Annotated in this window: 14 protein-coding genes; 5 read left to right on the top strand and 9 right to left on the bottom strand. The window is 71.2% G+C overall.

Annotated features, from left to right (window positions below; all coding sequences use genetic code 11):
* Window positions 1-75: 75 nt before the first annotated feature.
* Window positions 76-258: a hypothetical protein gene (locus ACFW0G_RS16620; protein ID WP_378326131.1), complete on the bottom strand. Its 183-nt coding sequence runs from the start codon at window positions 256-258 to the stop codon at window positions 76-78.
* 297 nt (window positions 259-555) lie between these two features.
* Here ACFW0G_RS16620 and ACFW0G_RS16625 point away from each other — a divergent pair, with 297 nt between their 5' ends.
* From ACFW0G_RS16625 to ACFW0G_RS16635, 3 genes are all read left to right on the top strand, one after another.
* Window positions 556-1,359, top strand: a complete 804-nt coding sequence (locus tag ACFW0G_RS16625) for an SDR family oxidoreductase (RefSeq protein ID WP_378326132.1) — start codon at window positions 556-558, stop codon at window positions 1,357-1,359.
* A gap of 121 nt (window positions 1,360-1,480) precedes the next feature.
* Entirely contained in the window at window positions 1,481-2,371 is an 891-nt protein-coding gene (locus ACFW0G_RS16630) for a helix-turn-helix transcriptional regulator (protein ID WP_378326133.1), read from the top strand.
* Between the two features lie 211 nt (window positions 2,372-2,582).
* A complete protein-coding gene (locus tag ACFW0G_RS16635) occupies window positions 2,583-3,416 on the top strand; it encodes a helix-turn-helix transcriptional regulator (RefSeq protein WP_378326134.1) in 834 nt (277 codons plus the stop codon).
* Between the two features lie 18 nt (window positions 3,417-3,434).
* Here ACFW0G_RS16635 and ACFW0G_RS16640 read toward each other — a convergent pair whose 3' ends face one another.
* Genes ACFW0G_RS16640 through ACFW0G_RS16650 form a run of 3 tightly spaced genes read right to left on the bottom strand, consistent with a single transcriptional unit; the run spans window position 3,435 to window position 6,522 of the window.
* On the bottom strand, window positions 3,435-4,991 hold the full coding sequence (locus ACFW0G_RS16640; RefSeq protein ID WP_378326135.1) for an acyl-CoA carboxylase subunit beta: 1,557 nt from the start codon (window positions 4,989-4,991) through the stop codon (window positions 3,435-3,437).
* Complete coding sequence (locus ACFW0G_RS16645) at window positions 4,988-5,773, bottom strand: SDR family NAD(P)-dependent oxidoreductase (protein ID WP_378326136.1); 786 nt, start codon at window positions 5,771-5,773, stop codon at window positions 4,988-4,990. The genes ACFW0G_RS16640 and ACFW0G_RS16645 overlap by 4 nt, the downstream gene beginning before the upstream one ends.
* Complete coding sequence (locus ACFW0G_RS16650) at window positions 5,770-6,522, bottom strand: SDR family oxidoreductase (protein ID WP_378326137.1); 753 nt, start codon at window positions 6,520-6,522, stop codon at window positions 5,770-5,772. The genes ACFW0G_RS16645 and ACFW0G_RS16650 overlap by 4 nt, the downstream gene beginning before the upstream one ends.
* A gap of 157 nt (window positions 6,523-6,679) precedes the next feature.
* On the opposite strand from ACFW0G_RS16650, the gene ACFW0G_RS16655 reads away from it, so the two are divergent.
* Window positions 6,680-7,495, top strand: a complete 816-nt coding sequence (locus ACFW0G_RS16655) for a class I SAM-dependent methyltransferase (RefSeq protein ID WP_378326138.1) — start codon at window positions 6,680-6,682, stop codon at window positions 7,493-7,495.
* 116 nt (window positions 7,496-7,611) lie between these two features.
* Entirely contained in the window at window positions 7,612-8,100 is a 489-nt protein-coding gene (locus ACFW0G_RS16660; protein ID WP_378326139.1) for a hypothetical protein, read from the top strand.
* A 155-nt stretch (window positions 8,101-8,255) separates the two neighbouring features.
* Here ACFW0G_RS16660 and ACFW0G_RS16665 read toward each other — a convergent pair whose 3' ends face one another.
* Genes ACFW0G_RS16665 through mycP form a run of 5 tightly spaced genes read right to left on the bottom strand, consistent with a single transcriptional unit; the run spans window position 8,256 to window position 18,231 of the window.
* A complete protein-coding gene (locus ACFW0G_RS16665; protein WP_378326140.1) occupies window positions 8,256-10,193 on the bottom strand; it encodes a hypothetical protein in 1,938 nt (645 codons plus the stop codon).
* On the bottom strand, window positions 10,190-11,617 hold the full coding sequence (eccB, locus tag ACFW0G_RS16670) for a type VII secretion protein EccB (RefSeq protein ID WP_378326141.1): 1,428 nt from the start codon (window positions 11,615-11,617) through the stop codon (window positions 10,190-10,192). Before eccB ends, ACFW0G_RS16665 begins: the two co-directional genes overlap by 4 nt.
* Before the next feature lies 1 nt (window position 11,618).
* Window positions 11,619-12,998 carry a type VII secretion integral membrane protein EccD gene (gene eccD / locus ACFW0G_RS16675; protein WP_378326142.1) on the bottom strand — a complete coding sequence of 460 codons (1,380 nt, stop codon included), beginning with the start codon at window positions 12,996-12,998 and terminating at the stop codon, window positions 11,619-11,621.
* A complete protein-coding gene (eccCa, locus tag ACFW0G_RS16680; protein ID WP_378326144.1) occupies window positions 12,995-16,942 on the bottom strand; it encodes a type VII secretion protein EccCa in 3,948 nt (1,315 codons plus the stop codon). The genes eccD and eccCa overlap by 4 nt, the downstream gene beginning before the upstream one ends.
* Window positions 16,939-18,231, bottom strand: coding sequence for a type VII secretion-associated serine protease mycosin (gene mycP, locus ACFW0G_RS16685; protein ID WP_378326146.1), 1,293 nt, complete (start codon window positions 18,229-18,231; stop codon window positions 16,939-16,941). Before mycP ends, eccCa begins: the two co-directional genes overlap by 4 nt.

Here is an 18,231-nt window from a genome sequence, read left to right on the forward strand (position 1 = left end):
TTTGACCACGTAGGCGGACCGTTGTGCGTCGAGCATGTCGATCTGCCGGTCTTGCATCCCTTGACCTGTTTGACATCACGCGGCCGGCTCCAGCAGTCCGTGGGTCATCGTCGAGAAAGTCTTGGTCTGCGAACGGAATCTGCCGTTCTTGTCCGGAACACGAACGCAGGCAGCGAGTTCTCTCTTGCCGATGTCCAGCCCGGCGACCCGGGAGTAGACGATCTCCATGCCGTCATCGACCGTCACGGTCTCGCTCACGGCGCACCTCCTCGACTTCCAGCGTGGTAGCCGTGCCTTTCGCGGCGGGCTGGACTGGGAGGGACCAGGCAACAGACCGCACTCTGTTCCACGTGCTCACTGGCAACAATTCACGGGCCCACAACTCCCACAGAGCGGCCTCACACGCTGTCAAACGAATGGGGATTGTGGCGGCGTGAGCCGGCGCACCAGGCAAGGGTGGCTCTCACAGTACCTGTATCGCCAGGGTCTCCCTGGCATCCAGGACGCCTGTCAATCTGGTTGAGCCGGCTTCCATGACAGAACGGACGAAGACCAATGGCGGACAACCAGTTCACCACTCACGCAGACCTTTTCGATCTGAGTGGGAAGTACGCACTTGTCACTGGCGGCACCAGGGGCATCGGGATGATGATAGCGCGCGGCCTTCTGCAGGCGGGCGCCCGCGTCGTTGTCAGCTCACGCAAGGCAGACGCGTGCGCGGAGGCGCAGCGTCTGCTGTCCGAATTCGGCGACGTTCAAGCATTCCCCGCCGACCTGTCCAGGTACGACGAGTGCCAGCGCCTCGCCGATCTTGTCAAGGCCGGCTCGGAACGCCTGGACATCCTCGTCAACAACGCGGGAGCGATGTGGCGCGAGCCGCTGGAGACGTTCCCGGCCGAGGCCTGGGACGCGGTGATCGACCTCAACCTCAAGTCGCCGTTCTGGCTGGTGCAGGCGCTGCTGCCGGCACTGCGCAGGGCGGGCACCGCCGATGATCCCGCGCGGATCATCAACATCGGCAGTATCGCCGCCATCCACGTCGCCGAGGCGCCCAACTACTCCTACGCCAGCAGCAAAGCGGCACTCCATCAACTCACCAGGGTGCTTGCCAGGGAACTGGGCCCACAGCACGTCACGGTGAACGCGGTAGCCCCAGGAGTGTTCCCGTCGCAGATGATGGCGGCCACGATCGATGCCATCGGCGACACGATCGCGGCGAAGGCCCCTCTGCGCCGGCTCGGCCGCGACGACGACATGGCAGGCACCGCCGTCTTCCTCGCCAGCCGGGCCGGGTCCTACCTGACGGGCGCCGTTATCCCGGTCGACGGTGGCACCGCCACGACCGCATCAGGTACCTAGGCGTCGACGCAGGCCTTTTCCCGCTACGCCGCTGGGCGCCTGCCACGTGTGAGACGGTGCGTAGCCATGGGGGTACCAGCAGAACCTCCCTTCGCCCGCGTACAGGGCCTAGGGTCAGGGGGTGGCCACGATCGACCTGCGCACCGAGATCAAGGAATTCCTGAGCTCGCGTCGCGCGCGGATCACGCCCGAGCGGGCCGGACTGCCCGCCTACGGCGGCAACCGCCGGGTCAAAGGTCTGCGTCGCGAAGAGGTAGCTCTCCTGGCAGGGGTATCGGTCGACTACTACGTGCGTATGGAGCGCGGCAGCCTCGCCGGCGCCTCCGACGGGGTGCTCGACGCGTTGGCCTCCGCCTTGCACCTTGACGAGGCCGAGCGCGATCACCTGTTCCACCTTGCGCGGCAGTCCAGGGCGCCCGGCGGTTCACGCCGCCGGCGACCCGCCGTGACGGTGCGTCCGGCACTTGAGCGGGTGCTCGACGCCATCACCGATGCGCCGGCGTGGATTTGCAACGGCCGTTATGACGTGCTGGCCATGAATCACCTCGCTCGTGCGCTGTATTCACCGGTGCTGGCCGACCCGCGGCGGCCGGCGAACACCGCGCGGTTCGTGTATTTGGATCCCGAGGCGGCAGAAACGTTCTTCGTCGACTATGACCGAATCGCCGGTGATGTGGCCGCGAAGCTACGCATGGAAGCCGGCCGCAATCCGCACGACGAGGAGCTGATCGCTCTGGTCGGTGAGTTGTCGACACGCAGTGAGCTGTTTCGGCGGCGGTGGGCGTCTCAGGACGTTCGGCTCCACCGGTCCGGACGCAAGCGTGTGCACCATCCGGTAGTGGGCCAGCTCGACCTGGACGTCGAGTCGATGGATCTGCCTGCCGATCCCGGCCTGCTCCTGATCGTCTACACCGCACCCGCCGGCACGGCGGCCGCGGACGGCCTGGCCCTATTGGCGTCGTGGGCAGCCGGCCAGGAGAGGCTGGCGACCGAGATTCAAGCACTCAGCTGATATTCCCCACCAGCACGCCAAGGCGCGGCCACCCGGTTCACAGCCGGTCGAGGAACCACGCCGAGCCGCGGTGTAGTTGTCGATGTCAAGGTGGACCTCGACCGGTACCTGTGCTCCGCGCCCGTCCGCGCGTCAGCAGCGATGCTCGTGCAGGAGATGAGGGAAGGAACTTCCTGGGAACACCAGACCCGCCCTGGCTGTTGGACAGATCATGACGACCCGCACCGTGGACACGACACAGGAGCTGGCCGCGTTCCTGCGGACCCGGCGCGAAAGCCTGGACCCCCGGGATTTCGGCCTCCCGTCGCACCGGCAGTCCCGGCGGACCCCGGGTTTGCGCCGTGAAGAGGTCGCCGAGCTGGCCGGGGTCAGCATCGACTACATCGTGCGGCTGGAACAGGGCCGAGGGCTGCGGCCCTCGGCGGACGTGGTGGAGGCGCTGGCCACCGCGCTGCGCCTGGCCCCCGGCGAACGCGCCTACCTCTTCGGCCTGACCCGGCAGCGCCCCCGCGGCACCGACAAGCCCGCCGCCGTCGCTGCGCCGCAGCTGACCCGGTTGGTCGCCGACCTGTCGCCGCTGCCCGCCATGGTGCTGAACCACCGCTACGACATCCTGGCCTGGAACGGCGAAATGACGAGGCTGCTCGTGGATTTCGACACCCTGCCGCCACAGCAGCGCAATGCGATGTGGCTGTGCCTGATGCATCCGGGGATGCGTGCGTTCTACGTCGACCGCGAACGCGTCGTACGGGAGGGGATCGCCCACCTGCGCACCGCGTGGGCCGCGCATCCGGAGGATCAGGCGCTGACCGACCTCATCGCCGAATTCATGGCCCACGACGAGGAATTCGCGCGATTGTGGGCCGAGCGGGACGTCAAGGTCAACGGCCGCGGGCGCAAGGAGGTCCGGCATCCTGACACCGGGGTGTTCGCGGTGGACTTCGAGGTGCTCACGCCCCTTCAAGACCCGGACCAGCGGTTGCTGATCTACCGCGCCGCGGACGAGGAGAGCCAGGCGGCACTGGACCGGTTGTGCGCACCGTAATGCGCACGCCGCGTTCTCTCAGGGCCGCATGCCGAAGGAGGGGCGGCCCAGTAGGCGAGGCAGGACGGCATAGGCGTCGCGGACCCATTCACACAGGCGCGGCCGGGTCTCCCGGGGATCGATGACGTCTTCGACGCCGAAGCGTTCGGCGGTGCGGAACGGGGAGCGCACCGCGTCCAGGCGGGTCCGGATCTCTTCGCGCAGGGCGGTCGGATCGGACGAAGCCTCCAGCTCGGAGCGGTAGGCCGCTTCGAGGCCGCCTTCGACGGGCAGTGAGCCCCAGTCCCCCGAAGGCCAGGCCCAGCGGCGGACGAAACGGTGACGGTTGGTCATGCCCGCGCCGCCGACGCCGAACACGCGCCGCACGATGACTTCCGCCGTCGGTACGTGCGACTGGTAGACGGCGGTCACCGCGCGGGCGCCGTGCCGGATCGCGCCGGCGCGTTCACCGGCGAGGCCGATCACCATGCCCGCCTGATCGGTCAGGCTCACCAGCGGCAGGTGGAACGTCTCGCACAGGTCGACGAAGCGGGTCACCACGTCCGCGCCTTCGGGGGTGAGGGTGGCGCCGCGGAAGGGGTCGGTGGCCAGGACGCCGACGGGATGACCGTCCAAACGGGCCAGTCCGGCGAAGGCCGAGCCGCCGGAGACGCTGTAGTCGAACACCGAACCGGCGTCGAACACCGCTTCCAGCAGGGGACGCAGGCGGTACGGGTGCCGGCGGTTGCGCGGCACCAGCGACAGCAACGACTCCTCGCGGCGGTCGACGTCATCGTCCGTTGTGGACACCGGAGGCAGCGAGTCCACAGAGGAGGGAAGGTAGCTCAGGAACTGCTTCAGCACGATGAAAGCTTCGGCTTCGCTGCCGACGATCCGGTCGATCGCGCCACTCCGGCGATGTACCGCGGCTCCGCCCAGCTCCTCTTTGGACAGATCCTCGCCGGTGGCGTGCCGCACCACGGGCGGACCGGCGACGAACAGCTGCCCGGCGCCTTCGACGAGCACGCACAGATGGGACATCACCGCCCGCGCGGCGCCGAGCCCGGCGACCGGGCCCAGACACGCCGAGACCACGGGGACGGTGGAGAGGTTGTCCACCACCAGATCCCACCCCGGGTTCACCGGGACATACGTGAACCCGTTCTGCTCCAAGGTTTTCACGCTGCCACCGCCGCCGGTGCCCTCGATCAGCCGCACCATCGGCACGCGCAGCTCGTTGGCCAGCCGCTCGGCGTGGATCTGCTTCTCCGCGATCCCGGCGTCGCCCGCTCCCCCTCGCACGGTGAAGTCGTCACCGCCGACGCACACTCGCCTGCCGTCGAGCCGCGCGGTGCCGTGGACGAAGTTGGCGGGGGTGAAGTCCTTCAGCGAGCCGGAATCGTCGTAGTGCCCGGTCCCGGCGAGCGCGCCGATCTCGTCGAAGCTGCCCGGGTCGACGAGCGCGGCGATCCGCTCGCGCACGGTGAGCCGTCCGGCCTCGTGCTGACGGGCGACCTTGTCCGGGCCGCCCATCCGCTCCGCAAGGGCCCTGCGCCGCGCGATCTCGTCGACTTCGGGCTGCCACTCCCCTGTCACGGGGACTCGCCGAGTGCCTGTTCGATCTTGCGCTGCAGCTTGTTCATCCCGCCGAGCCAGCGGTCCGGCTGCGTCGCGCGCGCGGCGTAGTAGCCGGCGACCTCCGGATGCGGCAGCACCAGGAAACGGTCCTCCTCGATGGCCTGGAACAACGCGTCGGCCACCTGAACCGGTTCGATCGCGGACGCACCCATGATGAGGTCGCCCGCCGGGCCGGTGTCCTCCAGCATCGCCGTGCGCACGCCCTGCGGGCACACCGCCTGCACCTTCAGGCCGCGATGCCGGTACGTCGCCGACAACCATTCCGCGAACGCGAGCGCGCCGTGCTTGCTCACCGCGTACGGCGCCGAGCCGAGAATCGTGAGCAGCCCGGCCGCGGACACCGTCGCGATGAAATGCCCTTTGCCGCGCTCCAGCCACAGCGGCATCAGCAATTTCGCCGCCCGCACATGCGCCATCACGTTGACGTCCCAGGCCCGTGCCCAGACGTCCTCGGGAGTGTCCTCGCCGCCGTGCGGCGCGATCCCGGCATTCGCGCAGTAGACGTCGATCTCGCCGAGGGTTTCGCGGGCGCTCGCGATCAGCCGGGTGACGCCGTCCTCGGTCGCGACATCGCCGACGAACGCGGTGCCGCTCACCTCCTTGGCGACGTCCTCGGCCGCGCCGGCGTTGAGGTCGGCCACGACGACTCGCGCGCCCTCGGCGGCGAACCGCCGGGCCAGCGCGGCGCCGATGCCGCCTCCGCCGCCGGTGATGACGACACCCGCGCCGGAGAAGCTCACAGGCCACCGCCGAGCGTGATGCCGCCGTCGAGCACCAGGGTCTGGCCGGTGATCCAGCCCGCGTCCTCCGACAGCAGGAACGCGACCGCGCCGGCGACGTCCGACGGCACGCCGAGCCGCTTCAGCGGGTAGGCCGCCGCGACCTCCTCCTCACGGCCTTCGTAGAGCGCGGTGGCGAACTTCGTCTTCACCACGGCCGGGGCCACGGCGTTGACGCGGATGTCCGGCCCCAGCTCGACGCCGAGTTCCATGGTGAGGCGGATCAGCGCGGCCTTGCTGACGCCGTAGAGGCCGATACCCGGCGACGCGCGCAGGCCGCCGATCGAGGCGACGTTGACCACCGAGCCGCCGTGCTCGCCCATCCACGCGTCGCGGGCACGCTTGATCCAGGACAGCGGCGCGAGCACGTTGACGCCGAGGATCTTGGCCGCGGCCTCCGGCTCGGCGTCGAGCATCGGACCGTAGACGGGGTTGATCCCGGTGTTGTTGACCAGCATGTCCAGCCGCCCGAACGTCTCGATCGTCTTGGCGATCGCCTCGTCCTGGTGGGCGGTGTCGTCGGCCTTGCCGGGTACCGCGAGGGCGACGTCCTGGCCGCCCAGCTCGGCGACGGCGTCGGCCAGCGGCTCGGGCTTGCGCGCCGTGATGCACACCTTCGCCCCGCGCTCGACCAGCTCTTTCGCGATACCCAGTCCGATGCCCCGGCTGGCCCCGGTGACGATCGCGACGCGATCCTTGAACGAGTTCACTGCGGTGTGTCTCCTCATCTGCCCGGATGGCCAAGCGGAGGCTTGCGCCCGGCCGATCCTAACGGCGGCCGCCGCCCGCCTCAGCGTGACATACCGTCCGGTCGGTATCGACACCGCCCACTGAGACGTCGGCCACACCGGGCGTAAAATCGCCGACGTGGAAGACGCCGACCTCGTCGGAGTGCAGAAGACGCTCAGCCCGGTCCTCCGGGCCAAAGCACTGGACAACCGGCTGCCGGACCCGATCCTCGGCGACGAATACGCCGAGCAGGCGATGCGCCGGCTCGACCCCGGCTACGACAAGCGCGGATTCGGCACGAGCCAGCTGGGCCTCGCCGCCGTGGTACGCGCCAAGGCCCACGACGACTGGGCCCGGAGCTTCCTCGCCGATCATCCCGGCGCGGTCGTGCTGCATCTGGGTTGCGGCCTCGACGCCCGGGTGTACCGGATCGACCCGCCCGCCACCGTCGACTGGTACGACCTGGACTACCCCGCCATCATCGAACTGCGGCACCAGTTCCTGCCACCGCGAGAGCACTACACGCTGATCGGCTCCAGCGTCACCGACCTGACCTGGCTGGACCGCGTCCCCCACGGCAGGCCGGTGCTGATGATCGCCGAGGGGTTGGTGCCCTACCTGTCCGAGACCGACGTCCGGCGACTGCTGACCGGCGTCGTCGACGCCTTTCCCGCCGGCCAGCTGCAGTTCGACACGGTGTCGGTCTGGGCGTGGCGCACCTCGAAATGGGATCCCACCCTGCGCAGATACGGCACCCGGTTCCACTGCGGCTTCGCCGATCCGGCAGCACTGGCCGATTGGCACCCCCGGCTCGAATACGTCGACGAGGCGCCGATGAACGACTCGCCGGTCCTGATGGCCAAGGCGCCCGCGAACGTGCGCCGCCTGTACCGCCTCATGAACCTGTTGCCGGGCATGAAACGGTCCAGCCGCATCGTGCGGTTCCGGTTCTGACGCACCGAGCTGATCGACGTTCCCCGCGGACCGGGCGCTTATCGGTGATTGAACGCCTGTTGATCGCGCGCTCCTACGGTCCCGTTCACCTACGGACTCGAGGGGAACGCACCGCGATGCCTGGAACGACCACGCCCGAACTTCCCGACTTCTCCCCGCACACCGCGGAACCCGCTGCCGAACACCGGACCCTGGTGCCTCCCCCGCAGGTCAAGGTGTCGTTCTGGCTGCTGCTGCTCCAGGCCGGCTTCGCGCTGGGCACCGCGCTCCTGACGATCATCGGGATGTCGGCCGCGGACGCGGTGGCGCGCGCGACCGACGGGGCGGTGTCGGCGGGCGTGGCCGCCACGGCGATCGGCCTGGTCGCGGTCGTGTTCCTGGTGATCGGGCTGCTCACGCTGCTGATCGCGCTCAACGTGCGCGAGGGCCGGGGCTGGACCCGCGTCGTGCTGGTCGTGGTGTTCGTGCTCGCCCTCGCGGGGCAGGTGAACGGCGGACAGGATCTCGGCGGCTGGCTGACCGTCGCGTTCTCCTTCCTCTGCACCTGCCTGCTCTTCGCACCCGCGGCGAGCGCGTACTTCCAGGCCGTCAAACAGCGGCGGTAGCCGGGCCTGTCAGGGCCGGTGCTCGAACCGGTCCGTCGTCCGGGTGCCGTCGATTCCGACCAGCGGGGGTGAACGACCGCCGGATCCCGCCGCCGTCCGGCGGCTTCGTCGGCAGGTCGAGCCCTGGCGGCGACGGCACGCCGAGTGGCCCATGGTCAGGTCAGCCCGAGCGGATGGTCGAAACGGGCCGGGGTTTCGAGTTCCTGGCGGCGACGTGGGGCGACCGTGTCCCGGTTCGCCGCGACCTCGGTCAGTCTGTCCAGCGCGGTCTGGTCCCGGCCACCGTCCGCGCCGGTGACCTCGCGCAGCAGCACCCGCCCTTCGGTCACCGCGAGCACCTTGAAACGGGTGTCCGGCGGGAAGATGACGCGCTGCTGTTCGGGACCCTCGCCGCCGGTCAGGAACCCGGTGCGCCGCGCGGTCAGCGCCAGGACGAAGAACTCCACCGCGCCGGGCAGCTCGACGAACGGCGTGGCCAGCGCGTGGAGCAGGCCACGTTCGGTCAGCACCTCCCCGACGCGGTACCGCGCCCACTGTGCGTCGTCCAAAGTGGCCGAGGTCAGCACCGGGCCGCGGTGGGTGGGCAGGCGCCGGAGACCGGACACGATGCACCCGGCATAGGGCCGGAACGCGCCGAGAGTTCCCGTACGCAACGCCTGATCGAAGCTCTGCGAAGCGCCTTCCGCGTAGGCACGGACCGCGACCAGGTCGGTGATCACCGCTTCCGAGAAGCTCGCAGTCTCCTCCTCCCCACGCAGCCCTGGCCGCTGCGCGAGCAGCCGGGACACCGCGCTGGCGTAACTGTCGAACCGGCTGCCCAGGGTCCGGCGCAGCCATTCGTGTTCCGCCGGTCCGCTGCGGTGGTCCGGGGCGATCCGGTCGTCGCCGGGAACCTCCGGAGTTTCCGCCGTGGGTTCCCTCTCCACCCGCATCCATTGTGTGACCGGCTCTTCTTCCTCCAACGGGGCTTCGGCGAAGATCAGCTGGGCGGCCTGCCGCGCGGCTGGTTCGAGCCGCTCGACGAGTCCGGCCGCCGCGTCGGCGAGCGTTCGAGACGGAGGCGTGCCGGGTTCGCCGACGGTGACCCGCAGCCGGCGTGGGTCCAGCGGCACCGCCCTGATCTCGCCGCCGTTCATCGGTTCGGTGCCACCGCGCACCCACAGTCCGGATTGGACGGTCTCGACGATGATGTCGTCGGTGAGCCGGAAAACCCCGGGATGCGGCTCGGCGAGGCCGGGCAGCGGCGCGCGGTACCGCACCACCTTGGGCACCGCGGGCATCGGGACCCTGCGCGGCCAGTAGCTGAGCACGGTGGCGAACGCCCACTCGATCAGTCCGGTGTGGACGGTGAGCGACGCACCGAACGCGTCCGCGACCAGCTGGCCGACCGGTTCCCCGGCACGCTCATGGGTGCCGTGCGGCATCAGCCGCACCCGCGTGCGGGCCGACGCCGGGAGTGCGGCGAGCAACCGGCAGACCTCCGGCACCGGCACCGACGGTTCGAGCACCACGGTCAGCATCTCGGCCTGGCACGGCAGGTCGAACACCGGCGCCGGATCGGGGTGGGACTCGGGCCGCAGCCACAACCCGGCCGGGATCGGTTCGACCACCAGACCGGGGCCAGGGGCCAGCCGCCGCAGCGGGGTGCCCGGTTCCCAGGCGGGCACCGGATAGCGGAGCCCGGCCGGCCGCGGCGGAGCACCGGGCCGGAACCGCAGCCAGCCCGCACCATCCGCGACGAAGGCGAACCCACCCGGCACCGGGTGCACCACCCCGTCCGGCGCGATCACCTCGGTCTGCTTGCGTTCGGCCAGCGCGTGCGCGAGCGATCCCGGCCCGCCGGAACCGGCACGCGACAGCACCAGCCGCAGCGGCCGGCGGTCCGGTACCAGCGCGGCGAGCTCTTCGACCAGCGCCGGGCCGCCGAGCTCGGGCGTGTCGACGACGACCACCGTGTGCCCTGGTTCCGGCGGCAGCGTCCTGGCCAGTTCGACCGCCGTCCCCGCCGGTCCTTCCTGCGGATGCACCAAGAGCGCGGCGCCGATCGGGCGGCACATCAGCCCGGTGCCCGCGTGCGGCGAGCTGATCCTCATGCCGGGCCGCTCCGCTGGGTCCTGGCCGCCTGCGGGTCGAGCGCGTTCCCGGTCGGCAGGAAGGCGAGCACGGCGGAGGGCACCGGGACCGGTTTGGCGTCACCGTAACCGAGTGCCGCGGCCACCTCGTCGCCCGGCAGCGGGAACTTCACGCCGACGTCGGTGATCAGGAACTTGGTGCCGTTCTCCACGCCCGGCGCAGGCTGCCCGATGACCAGCGTGCCGGAACCTCCCGGCACCCGGACCTGGTCGGCCACCCGATCGTCGTCGTGGTCGCCGCGCGGGCGCGGACCGGTCACCCGGAGCTGGTCGGCCGCGACCGTGACCAGCGAACCGGTCGCGCCGATACCGGCGGAGAATCCCAGGCGCACGCACACCGATCGGCCGTCCGCGCCGTCGGCAGGCCGAGGGGGTTCCTTCGGCAGCCCGGTGACCACCGTGGTCCTCGATTTCGGCGCGGCGGCCGCCGCGGCCGCGGTCAGCGGGATCGCCCGCACCTCGCCCTGGTCGTAGGCACCGCCGGTGGCCGGATCGGCGAGGAACAACGCGAGTTCGGTGCGCGAGATCGGGACCAGCCCGTCCGCGCGCATCAGGTAGTAGGTCCCGGTGCCGCCCGCGACCTGCACCTCGAACAGCTGACCGGCCTTGGTGGATCGTCCGGCCAGCGACTGGCCGGGCTGCCCGCGCTCCGGCAGCGGAGGAAGCGCGAGGCCGGGCCCGGCCGGGAGCGCGTTGAGCCACGCGGTGCTCACCGGCAACGGTTCGAAACCGCCGAAGCCGAACGTGATCAGCAGGGCCCTGTCCTCGATCCGCATCCGCTGTCCGTGCCACACCAGGACGATCGCCCCGTCCGGGGTGGCCACCGGTATCGCCCGGTCCTCGGGCACCGGCGTGAACTGCCACGCCGCGCCGACCGAGACCGCGACACCCGGCCGTTGCGGACCGTCGACGGCACCGACCGTGGCGGCGCACACCATCCAGGGTTCGGTGTTCAGGCGCTTCGGGTCCGGCAGCGCGTCCGGCGCGTTCGGGATGCCGATCGGCAGGCCGTGCGGCACACCGTCCAAAGAGGACTTCGACACGGTGCGCACTTCGGCGTTCCCGCCGCCCGCGGCCAGCCGGGCGGAGGCGTAGTTCAGCACCGGCCGCAAGGTCCCGTCCAGAAACAGGTACCGGCTGCCGGTCTCCTTCTCCACGATGATCGATCCGGGTTTGCGCCATCCGCTGTCGCCACCGCCCGCGATCAGGCCGATGACCCAGAACGCGGCCGCGGCCACCAGCGCGATCAGCACCCCGATCACCGTGCCCACGCTCGCCCGCCGCATCGGTGTCTCCGACGCGTCCAGTTCGCCGGTCACCAGCGCCGACACCAGCCTGCCGACACCGAAAAGGTGGGCGTGCAACTGGTCTCGCTTGTTCTGCATGTCAGCCTGCCAAGGAGCGGAAGAAGGAGTAGACGTCCAGCACCGCGAGCATCATCGGCACCACGGCGATCGCGAACAGCGTCTCGCCGAGGTCCGCGGCCCGGCCCCAGTACGGCAGCAGCCTGTGGCCGGGAAGCCTTGCCGCGCCGAGGAAAAGCAACCCGGCCGCGAGGACGAGACCGGCCAGGGCGCCGACACGCGCGACCGGGTCGAGCGCACCGGCGAGCGCGATCGCCTGCAGCGCCAGGCCTGCCGCCCCACCGGCTACCGCGGCGCTCCGCTGCCACGCGCTCACCAGCACCCGGGAACGCAGCAGCAGCCCGAGCGACACCACGGCCACGAAGACCTGCGCGGCCCAGCCGCGGTCGAACGCGAGCAGCGCGAAACTCCCGGCACAGATCACCGAGATCGCCACGAAGATCGCGGACAGGAACCGATCCGCCTTGGCCGCCCTGGCCAGCGCGACGCGTTCCGGCACCGGGTCGGTGTCGGAGCTCAGATCCGCGGCGCCGGTCGGCAGCTGGGGCAGCCGGATCCGGACCATCCGGGCGGACAGCGAGGGCGCGGCCACCCCGGCGAGATAGGCGACCCCGGCGACCAGCGCGGCCGCCTGCGCTCCGGTCAGATCCGTGCATAGCACCAGCAGGCCGCCGACCGCCGCCGCGGCGCAGGGCAGCACCGCGCCGAGGAAGACCGCGGGCGCGACGCCGACGGCGAACAGCGCGATCACCCCGGCCGCGGTCGCCAGCGCTCCTCCTGCCAGCGCGCCCGTACCGCCGAGCGGCTCGGCGCCACCCGCAACGGCCGCGGGCAGCAGCAGGCCCGCCACCAGCGCCATCGGGATCGCCGCGACGCCGAGCACCGCGCCGAGCACACCGTCGCCCCACGAACGCGAGGTGACGGCGGAAAACCCGAGCAACAGCACGGCGAACACCCCGGCGGCGAGGGACCGGATCCACTCCATACCGCCGAACAGCCCGATCGCGGCCGGCACGACGGCCAGCGCCCCGCCGCCGAGCACCAGGAACAGCCGCCGGGTCAGGTCCGGGCGCCAGCGGTCACCGCGTTGCCGGATCGCGGTGCCCACCCCGTCGACCACGTCGTCGAAGTCGATCGGCGGCATCGGCGCCTCGCGCGGGCGAAGGTAGAGCACCTCCCCGTCGCGCAGGCCCAGCGATTCCGGCGTGCCTCCCTCGTCGAGCGGTTCCTCGCCGAGCCGTTGCAGTACCCAGTGGCCGCGCCCTGCCGCGGCCTGCGTGCGGTCCGGATCCGCGCGGCGGCTCAGCAGCGGCAGCAGGTCGAAGACCGGGGTACGCACCGGCACCGCGAAATCGGCGCGGCCTGCCGGGGCCAGCACGGTCAACCGGCACAGATCACTCAACGGACATTCCCCTCTACGAATCCACTTTGGACGAGCCGGACGCCGCGGCGGGTGACCAGCTGCGCGCGACCGGGCGGCAGTTGCCTCGGCGCGGCCTCGCCGAGGAACTTGCCCTCTTCGCGCGGATAGGACAGCAACAGACCGGGGCAGCCGAGTTCCCACATCCGGCGCAGCAGCGGGTCCATCATCGCCCGCATCGCGCCGGAGCTGCTGCGCGCGATCACCAGGTGCATCCCGATGTCCGCGCCCTGGGCCAGCAGCTCCGCCAGTGGCTCGAGCGGACCGCCGATCCCGGGGGTCAGCAGGTCGTAGTCGTCCACCAGCACGAACAGCCGCGGCCCGCTCCACCAGTCCCGCAGCCGCAATCGGTCCGGGGTGATCTCCGGCCCCGGCAACCGGCGGCGCATCGACACCGCCGCGTTGGCGGCCAGCTCGGCCAATGTCCCGGTGGCCACCGAGTAGCCGATCCGGTATTCCTCCGGTACCAACGGAAACAGCTGCCGTCGCGGATCGGCGAGCAGGATCTTCGCTTCGTCCGGGGCGTAGCGCTCCAGCACTCCCCTGGCCACCAGCCGGAGCAGGTTGGTCTTGCCGGTCTCGCCGTCCCCGAACACCATCAGATGCGGCGCCTGGGCGAAATCGTGCCAGACCGGCCGCAGCCGCTCCTCGTCCAGCCCGAGCGCGAGCCGGAAATCCCCTTCGGCGGCGGGAAGCCGCTCGACGGGAAGCCGCGACGGCAGCAACCGCACCGGTGGCGCGTCCTCGCCCGGCCAGAACCCGGCGATCTCCTCGACCAGGTTCTTGGTCGCGGTACCGAGGTCCTCCGCCGCTCCACCGCCGTCGAGCCGCGGCAGCGCACCGAGGAAGTGCCTGCCGTCGGACGTCAGCCCGCGACCGGGCTGTGCCGGGACCCCGGCCGCCGCGCGGCTGCCGATCTCGGATTCCAGCGGATCTCCCAGCCGCAGTTCGTACCGGGTGCCGAGCAGGTCGCGCAGCCACGGCCGGATCTCCGACCAGCGCGTGGCCGCGACCACGACGTGGATGCCGAAGCCGAGCCCCCGCGAGGCGAGTTCGGAGATCACCGGCTCCAGGTCCTCGAAGTCCTGCCGGACCGTGGCCCACCCGTCGACCACCAGGAACACGTCGCCGTAGGGATCGTCCACCTCCCCGTCCCGGCGGAGCCCGCGGTAGGCGGCCATCGATTCCACGCCCAGTTCGGCGAACGTCGCCTCACGCCATTCCAGCAGCCCGGTCAGCTCGGCGACGGTCCGGTTGACCCGGTCGGAGTCCAGCCGCGCGGCCACCGAACCGGTGTGCGGCAGCCCGGACACCGCGCCCATCGTGCCACCACCGAAGTCGAGGCAGTAGAACTGCACTTCCGCCGGGGTGTAGGTGAGCGCGAGGGCGAGCAGCAGAGTACGCAGCATCGTGCTCTTACCGGTCTGCGGCGCGCCCACCACGCCGACATGCCCGGCGGCCCCGCCGAGATCGGCCAGCAGCAGATCGCGGCGCTGTTCGAACGGACGGTCCACCACGCCGACCGGCACCCGCAGCGCCCCGCCACCCGGTTTGTCCACAGTGGACAAACCGCGGCCCGGATCGGGCACCACCCCGGGCAGCAGGACGTCCAGGCCGGGCGCCTCGGCCAGCGGCGGCAGCCAGACCTGCCGGGCCGGTGGCCCCTGGCCGAGCAGCCGTTCCAGCATCGCCTCCATCACGGTCCCCGACTCGGTGTCTTCGCCGGGCGCGGCGGACCGCTCCGGCTCGGACCGTGCCGGCTCGCGCGACGGCTGGAACAGCGGGCCGAAACCGACCACCTCCCGCCCGGCGGGTGCCGCCCGCACCGGCGCATCCTGTTCCCCGGTCGCCGCGATCGGGCCGGACACGTAACCGGCCTTGAACCGCACCAGCGTGGTGGTGTCCTTCTTCAGATATCCGTGGCCTGGGCCCGACGGCAGTTCGTAGGCGTCGGCCACCCCGATCACGCTGCGGCTTTCCATCGCGGAGAAGGTCCGCAGCGCGATCCGGTAGGACAGATGGCCTTCCAGCGCGTGAATGCGGCCCTCGTCCAGCCGCTGGGACGCGAGCAGCAGGTGCACCCCGAGGCTGCGGCCGAGCCGCCCGATCATCACGAACAGGTCCATGAACTCCGGTTTGGTCGCCAGCAGCTCGCTGAACTCGTCGCAGACGAGGAACAGGGTCGGGAACGGGCTCAGCGGCGCGCCCTGCGCGCGGGCCTTCTCGTAGTCCAACCGCGAGCTGTAGCCGGCCTGGCGAAGGAGTTCCTGGCGCCGCATCAGCTCGCCGTGCAACGCGTCCTGCATCCGGTCGACCAGCGGCAGCTCGTCGGCGAGGTTGGTGATCACCGCCGAGGTGTGCGGCAGTTCCTCCATCCCCATGAAGGTCGCACCACCCTTGAAGTCGACCAGGACGAGGTTGAGCACCTCGGAGGAATGCGTCGCGGCCAGCCCGACCACAAGGGTGCGCAGCAGCTCACTCTTCCCGGAACCGGTCGCGCCGATGAGCACGCCGTGCGGCCCCATCCCGCCCTGCGCGGACTCCTTGATGTCCAGCTCGATCACCGAACCGTCCGCGCCGAGCCCGATCGGCACCCGCAGCTGGGCGGGCAGTTCCGCGCGCGGCCGCCACAGCTCGTGCACCGGGTAGCTCCGTACGTCACGGATGCCGAGCAGCCGGGCGAGGTCGAAATCGGCGGCCAGTGGTTCGTCCGCGTCGGCCGTGCCGGCGGTCCGCAGCGGCGACACCATCCTGGCCAGCGATTCGCAGCGGGCCAGTCCCAGCCGGTCGGGGGTGGCCAGCGGCGGCGCGGAATCCGCGCCGGTGCGGTCGATCCGGTCGGCGCTCACGGTGAGGCCGAGCCGGTGCGGGCTCTCGTGGCCGCTGCCGCCACCGACGTCGAGCAGCAGCACGTTGCGCAGCCCGCCCGCCGCCAGTGGCGAGTACTCCGGCAGCGTCACGCCGTCGCAGACGACCACGGTGTACGGTTCGCCGCGGCCGAGGGGCGCGTCCGGTGCGAACGCGGGCCGCCCACCGAACGCGGGCCCGAGCCTGGCGAGCAGTTCGTCGTGCTCGGTGGCGAACAGCCTGGCCGGCCCCGCCGCGTCGGTTTCGTGGCCGCTTTCATTGTGCGGCAACCATTTCGTCCATTGCCAGGTACCGATCCGGTCCCGGCAGGCGAGTACCGCGACCCTGAGGTCCTCCGGGGCGTGGAAGGTGACCAGCTGCGCCACCATCGCCCTGGCCAGCTCGTACGTCGCGTCCGGGTCCCCGGTCAGCTCGAGCCCGGAGTAGCCGCGCAGGTGCAGTGCGCTGGCCACATCGGACACCGTGGAGTAGGCCGCGATGAACCGCCGCAACGCACCGGCGCACAACGGTTCCAGGTCTTCGACCGGTTTGGTCTGCGCGGGGACGAGCCGAAGCAGCGCGCGCTGGGTGCCGGTGCCGATCCGCACCTCGGCGAAATCCTCGTGGTTCGGCCTGCGTTCCCACAGCCGGGGGCCGGACGCGATGGTCCACAGCCGCGCCGGAGCGGGGTTGTCCCAGTCCACCGCGGCGCGCTGCTGGTTCAGCGCCCCGCGGACCTGCTTGCGGACCTGGCCGAGGTAGCGCAGGTAGTCCCGCCGCTCACCCTTGAGCTTCCGCTTGCGCTCGCCGGACGCCCGGCCGAGCTGCCCGAACATCATGCCGACCGTGGACACCGCCATCAGCCCGGACGCCACGTACATTCCCCCGCCGGTGCCCGGATTGGCGAACATCAGCACGGTCGCCCCGGAACCGAGGCCCATCGGCAGGTATGTCATCACCGAGGACATGTCGGCGCCCTGCACCTCGGGCAGGGCCGGGGGTTCCTGCAGCTCCAGTTCACCGTGTGGGGACGGCGGACCCGCCTGGCGCGGCGGACGGCTGATGACGATCGTGCTCACTTACTAATCCGATCAAAAGTAGGCGGAGACGGTTCGCGGCCGGTTTGCTTGTATAGAGCCGTTTCCGCCGTGGCTGTGGTCGGATTAGTAACGAACGGCACAGTACTTCCTCCTGAACGCCAGCCCCGGCGCCGTCCGCGCGGCACCGCGCCACGCAGTACCCAGGCCACCCCGATCACCAGCACCGCCCCGGCCGCGGAGAGCATCGCCACCAGCCGGGTCGGATCGTCCGGCGCGACCAGGGCCGGTGGCGGCACCACCACCTGCCGATCATCCACAATGGACTTTCCGGCGAACTCCTCCGGCAGTACGGCGGTGACCGCCGCGTACGGGTTGACCACACCCCAGCCGACCCGCGGATCGGGCACGTTCGTCCCCGGCCGGTCCGCGGTGACCTCGAGGCGGTGCTTGACCTGCCGGGCGGTCAGCTTCGGGTGGTAGGCCCGGACCAGCGCGGCGGCACCGGCCACGAACGGGCTGGCGAAGCTGGTGCCCTGGGCCACCACATGCCCGGTCCCGGCGGCGCTCAGCCCGACCACGTCCACCCCGGGCGCGGCCAGATCCACGAAGTCCCCGGTCTCGGAGAACCTGCCGCGCGAACCGTCCGCGGCGATCGCGCTCACCGCGATCACGTCCGGATACGCGGCCGGATAGGCGGTGGGGTTGCCGTTCTCGGCCTCGTTGGCGGCCGAGGCCACGATCACCGCGTCGTGCTGGCTCGCGTAGCGCACCGCGGTCTCCAGATCCTCGCTGGAATGGAACGTGGTCGCCGAAATGTTGACGACCCTGGCGCCCGCGTCCACCGCCTCCACGATCGCCTTGGCCATGGCCGAGGCCGAGCCGCCCGCGGAATCGGTCTGCCGCAGCGGCAGGATCGTCGCGCCGGGAGCCACTCCGGCGAACCCGGTGCCCTCCCGTGGCTGCGCGGCGATCAGGCTCGCGACGAACGTGCCGTGCCCGAGGCAGTCGGCCTCCTTGCCGGACGGGGAGACGATGTTCACCACCGGGCGGACGTGCCCGGCGAACTGCGGCACCGCGTCCACCCCGGAGTCGACCACCGCGACGAGCTGGCCTTCCCCCTTGGTGAGCGGCCACACCCTTTGCGGGGCAAGGCGTTTCTGTGGCCACGGGGTGCCGGAGAACAGGGTGTTCGACGGCGCCGCGCATTTTCCGCCGCCGGCGACCTGTTCCAGCGGCGGCACTGTGGGATCGGCCAGCGCGGCGGGCCCGGTGCCCAGGAGCAGGGCGGCCGCCAGCGCGCCGGCGCGCGCGAGGAAGGAACTCGGCAC

The organism is Amycolatopsis sp. NPDC058986 (assembly GCF_042741125.1).
Taxonomy (GTDB): domain Bacteria; phylum Actinomycetota; class Actinomycetes; order Mycobacteriales; family Pseudonocardiaceae; genus Amycolatopsis.

Excerpts from the sequence above, each read along its gene's own strand:
- ACFW0G_RS16625 (WP_378326132.1), top strand. The coding sequence starts at position 556 with ATGGCGGACAACCAGTTCACCACTCACGCAGACCTTTTCGATCTGAGT.
- ACFW0G_RS16635 (WP_378326134.1), top strand. The coding sequence starts at position 2,583 with ATGACGACCCGCACCGTGGACACGACACAGGAGCTGGCCGCGTTCCTG.
- ACFW0G_RS16660 (WP_378326139.1), top strand. The coding sequence starts at position 7,612 with ATGCCTGGAACGACCACGCCCGAACTTCCCGACTTCTCCCCGCACACC.
- ACFW0G_RS16665 (WP_378326140.1), bottom strand. The coding sequence starts at position 10,193 with ATGAGGATCAGCTCGCCGCACGCGGGCACCGGGCTGATGTGCCGCCCG.
- eccB (WP_378326141.1), bottom strand. The coding sequence starts at position 11,617 with ATGCAGAACAAGCGAGACCAGTTGCACGCCCACCTTTTCGGTGTCGGC.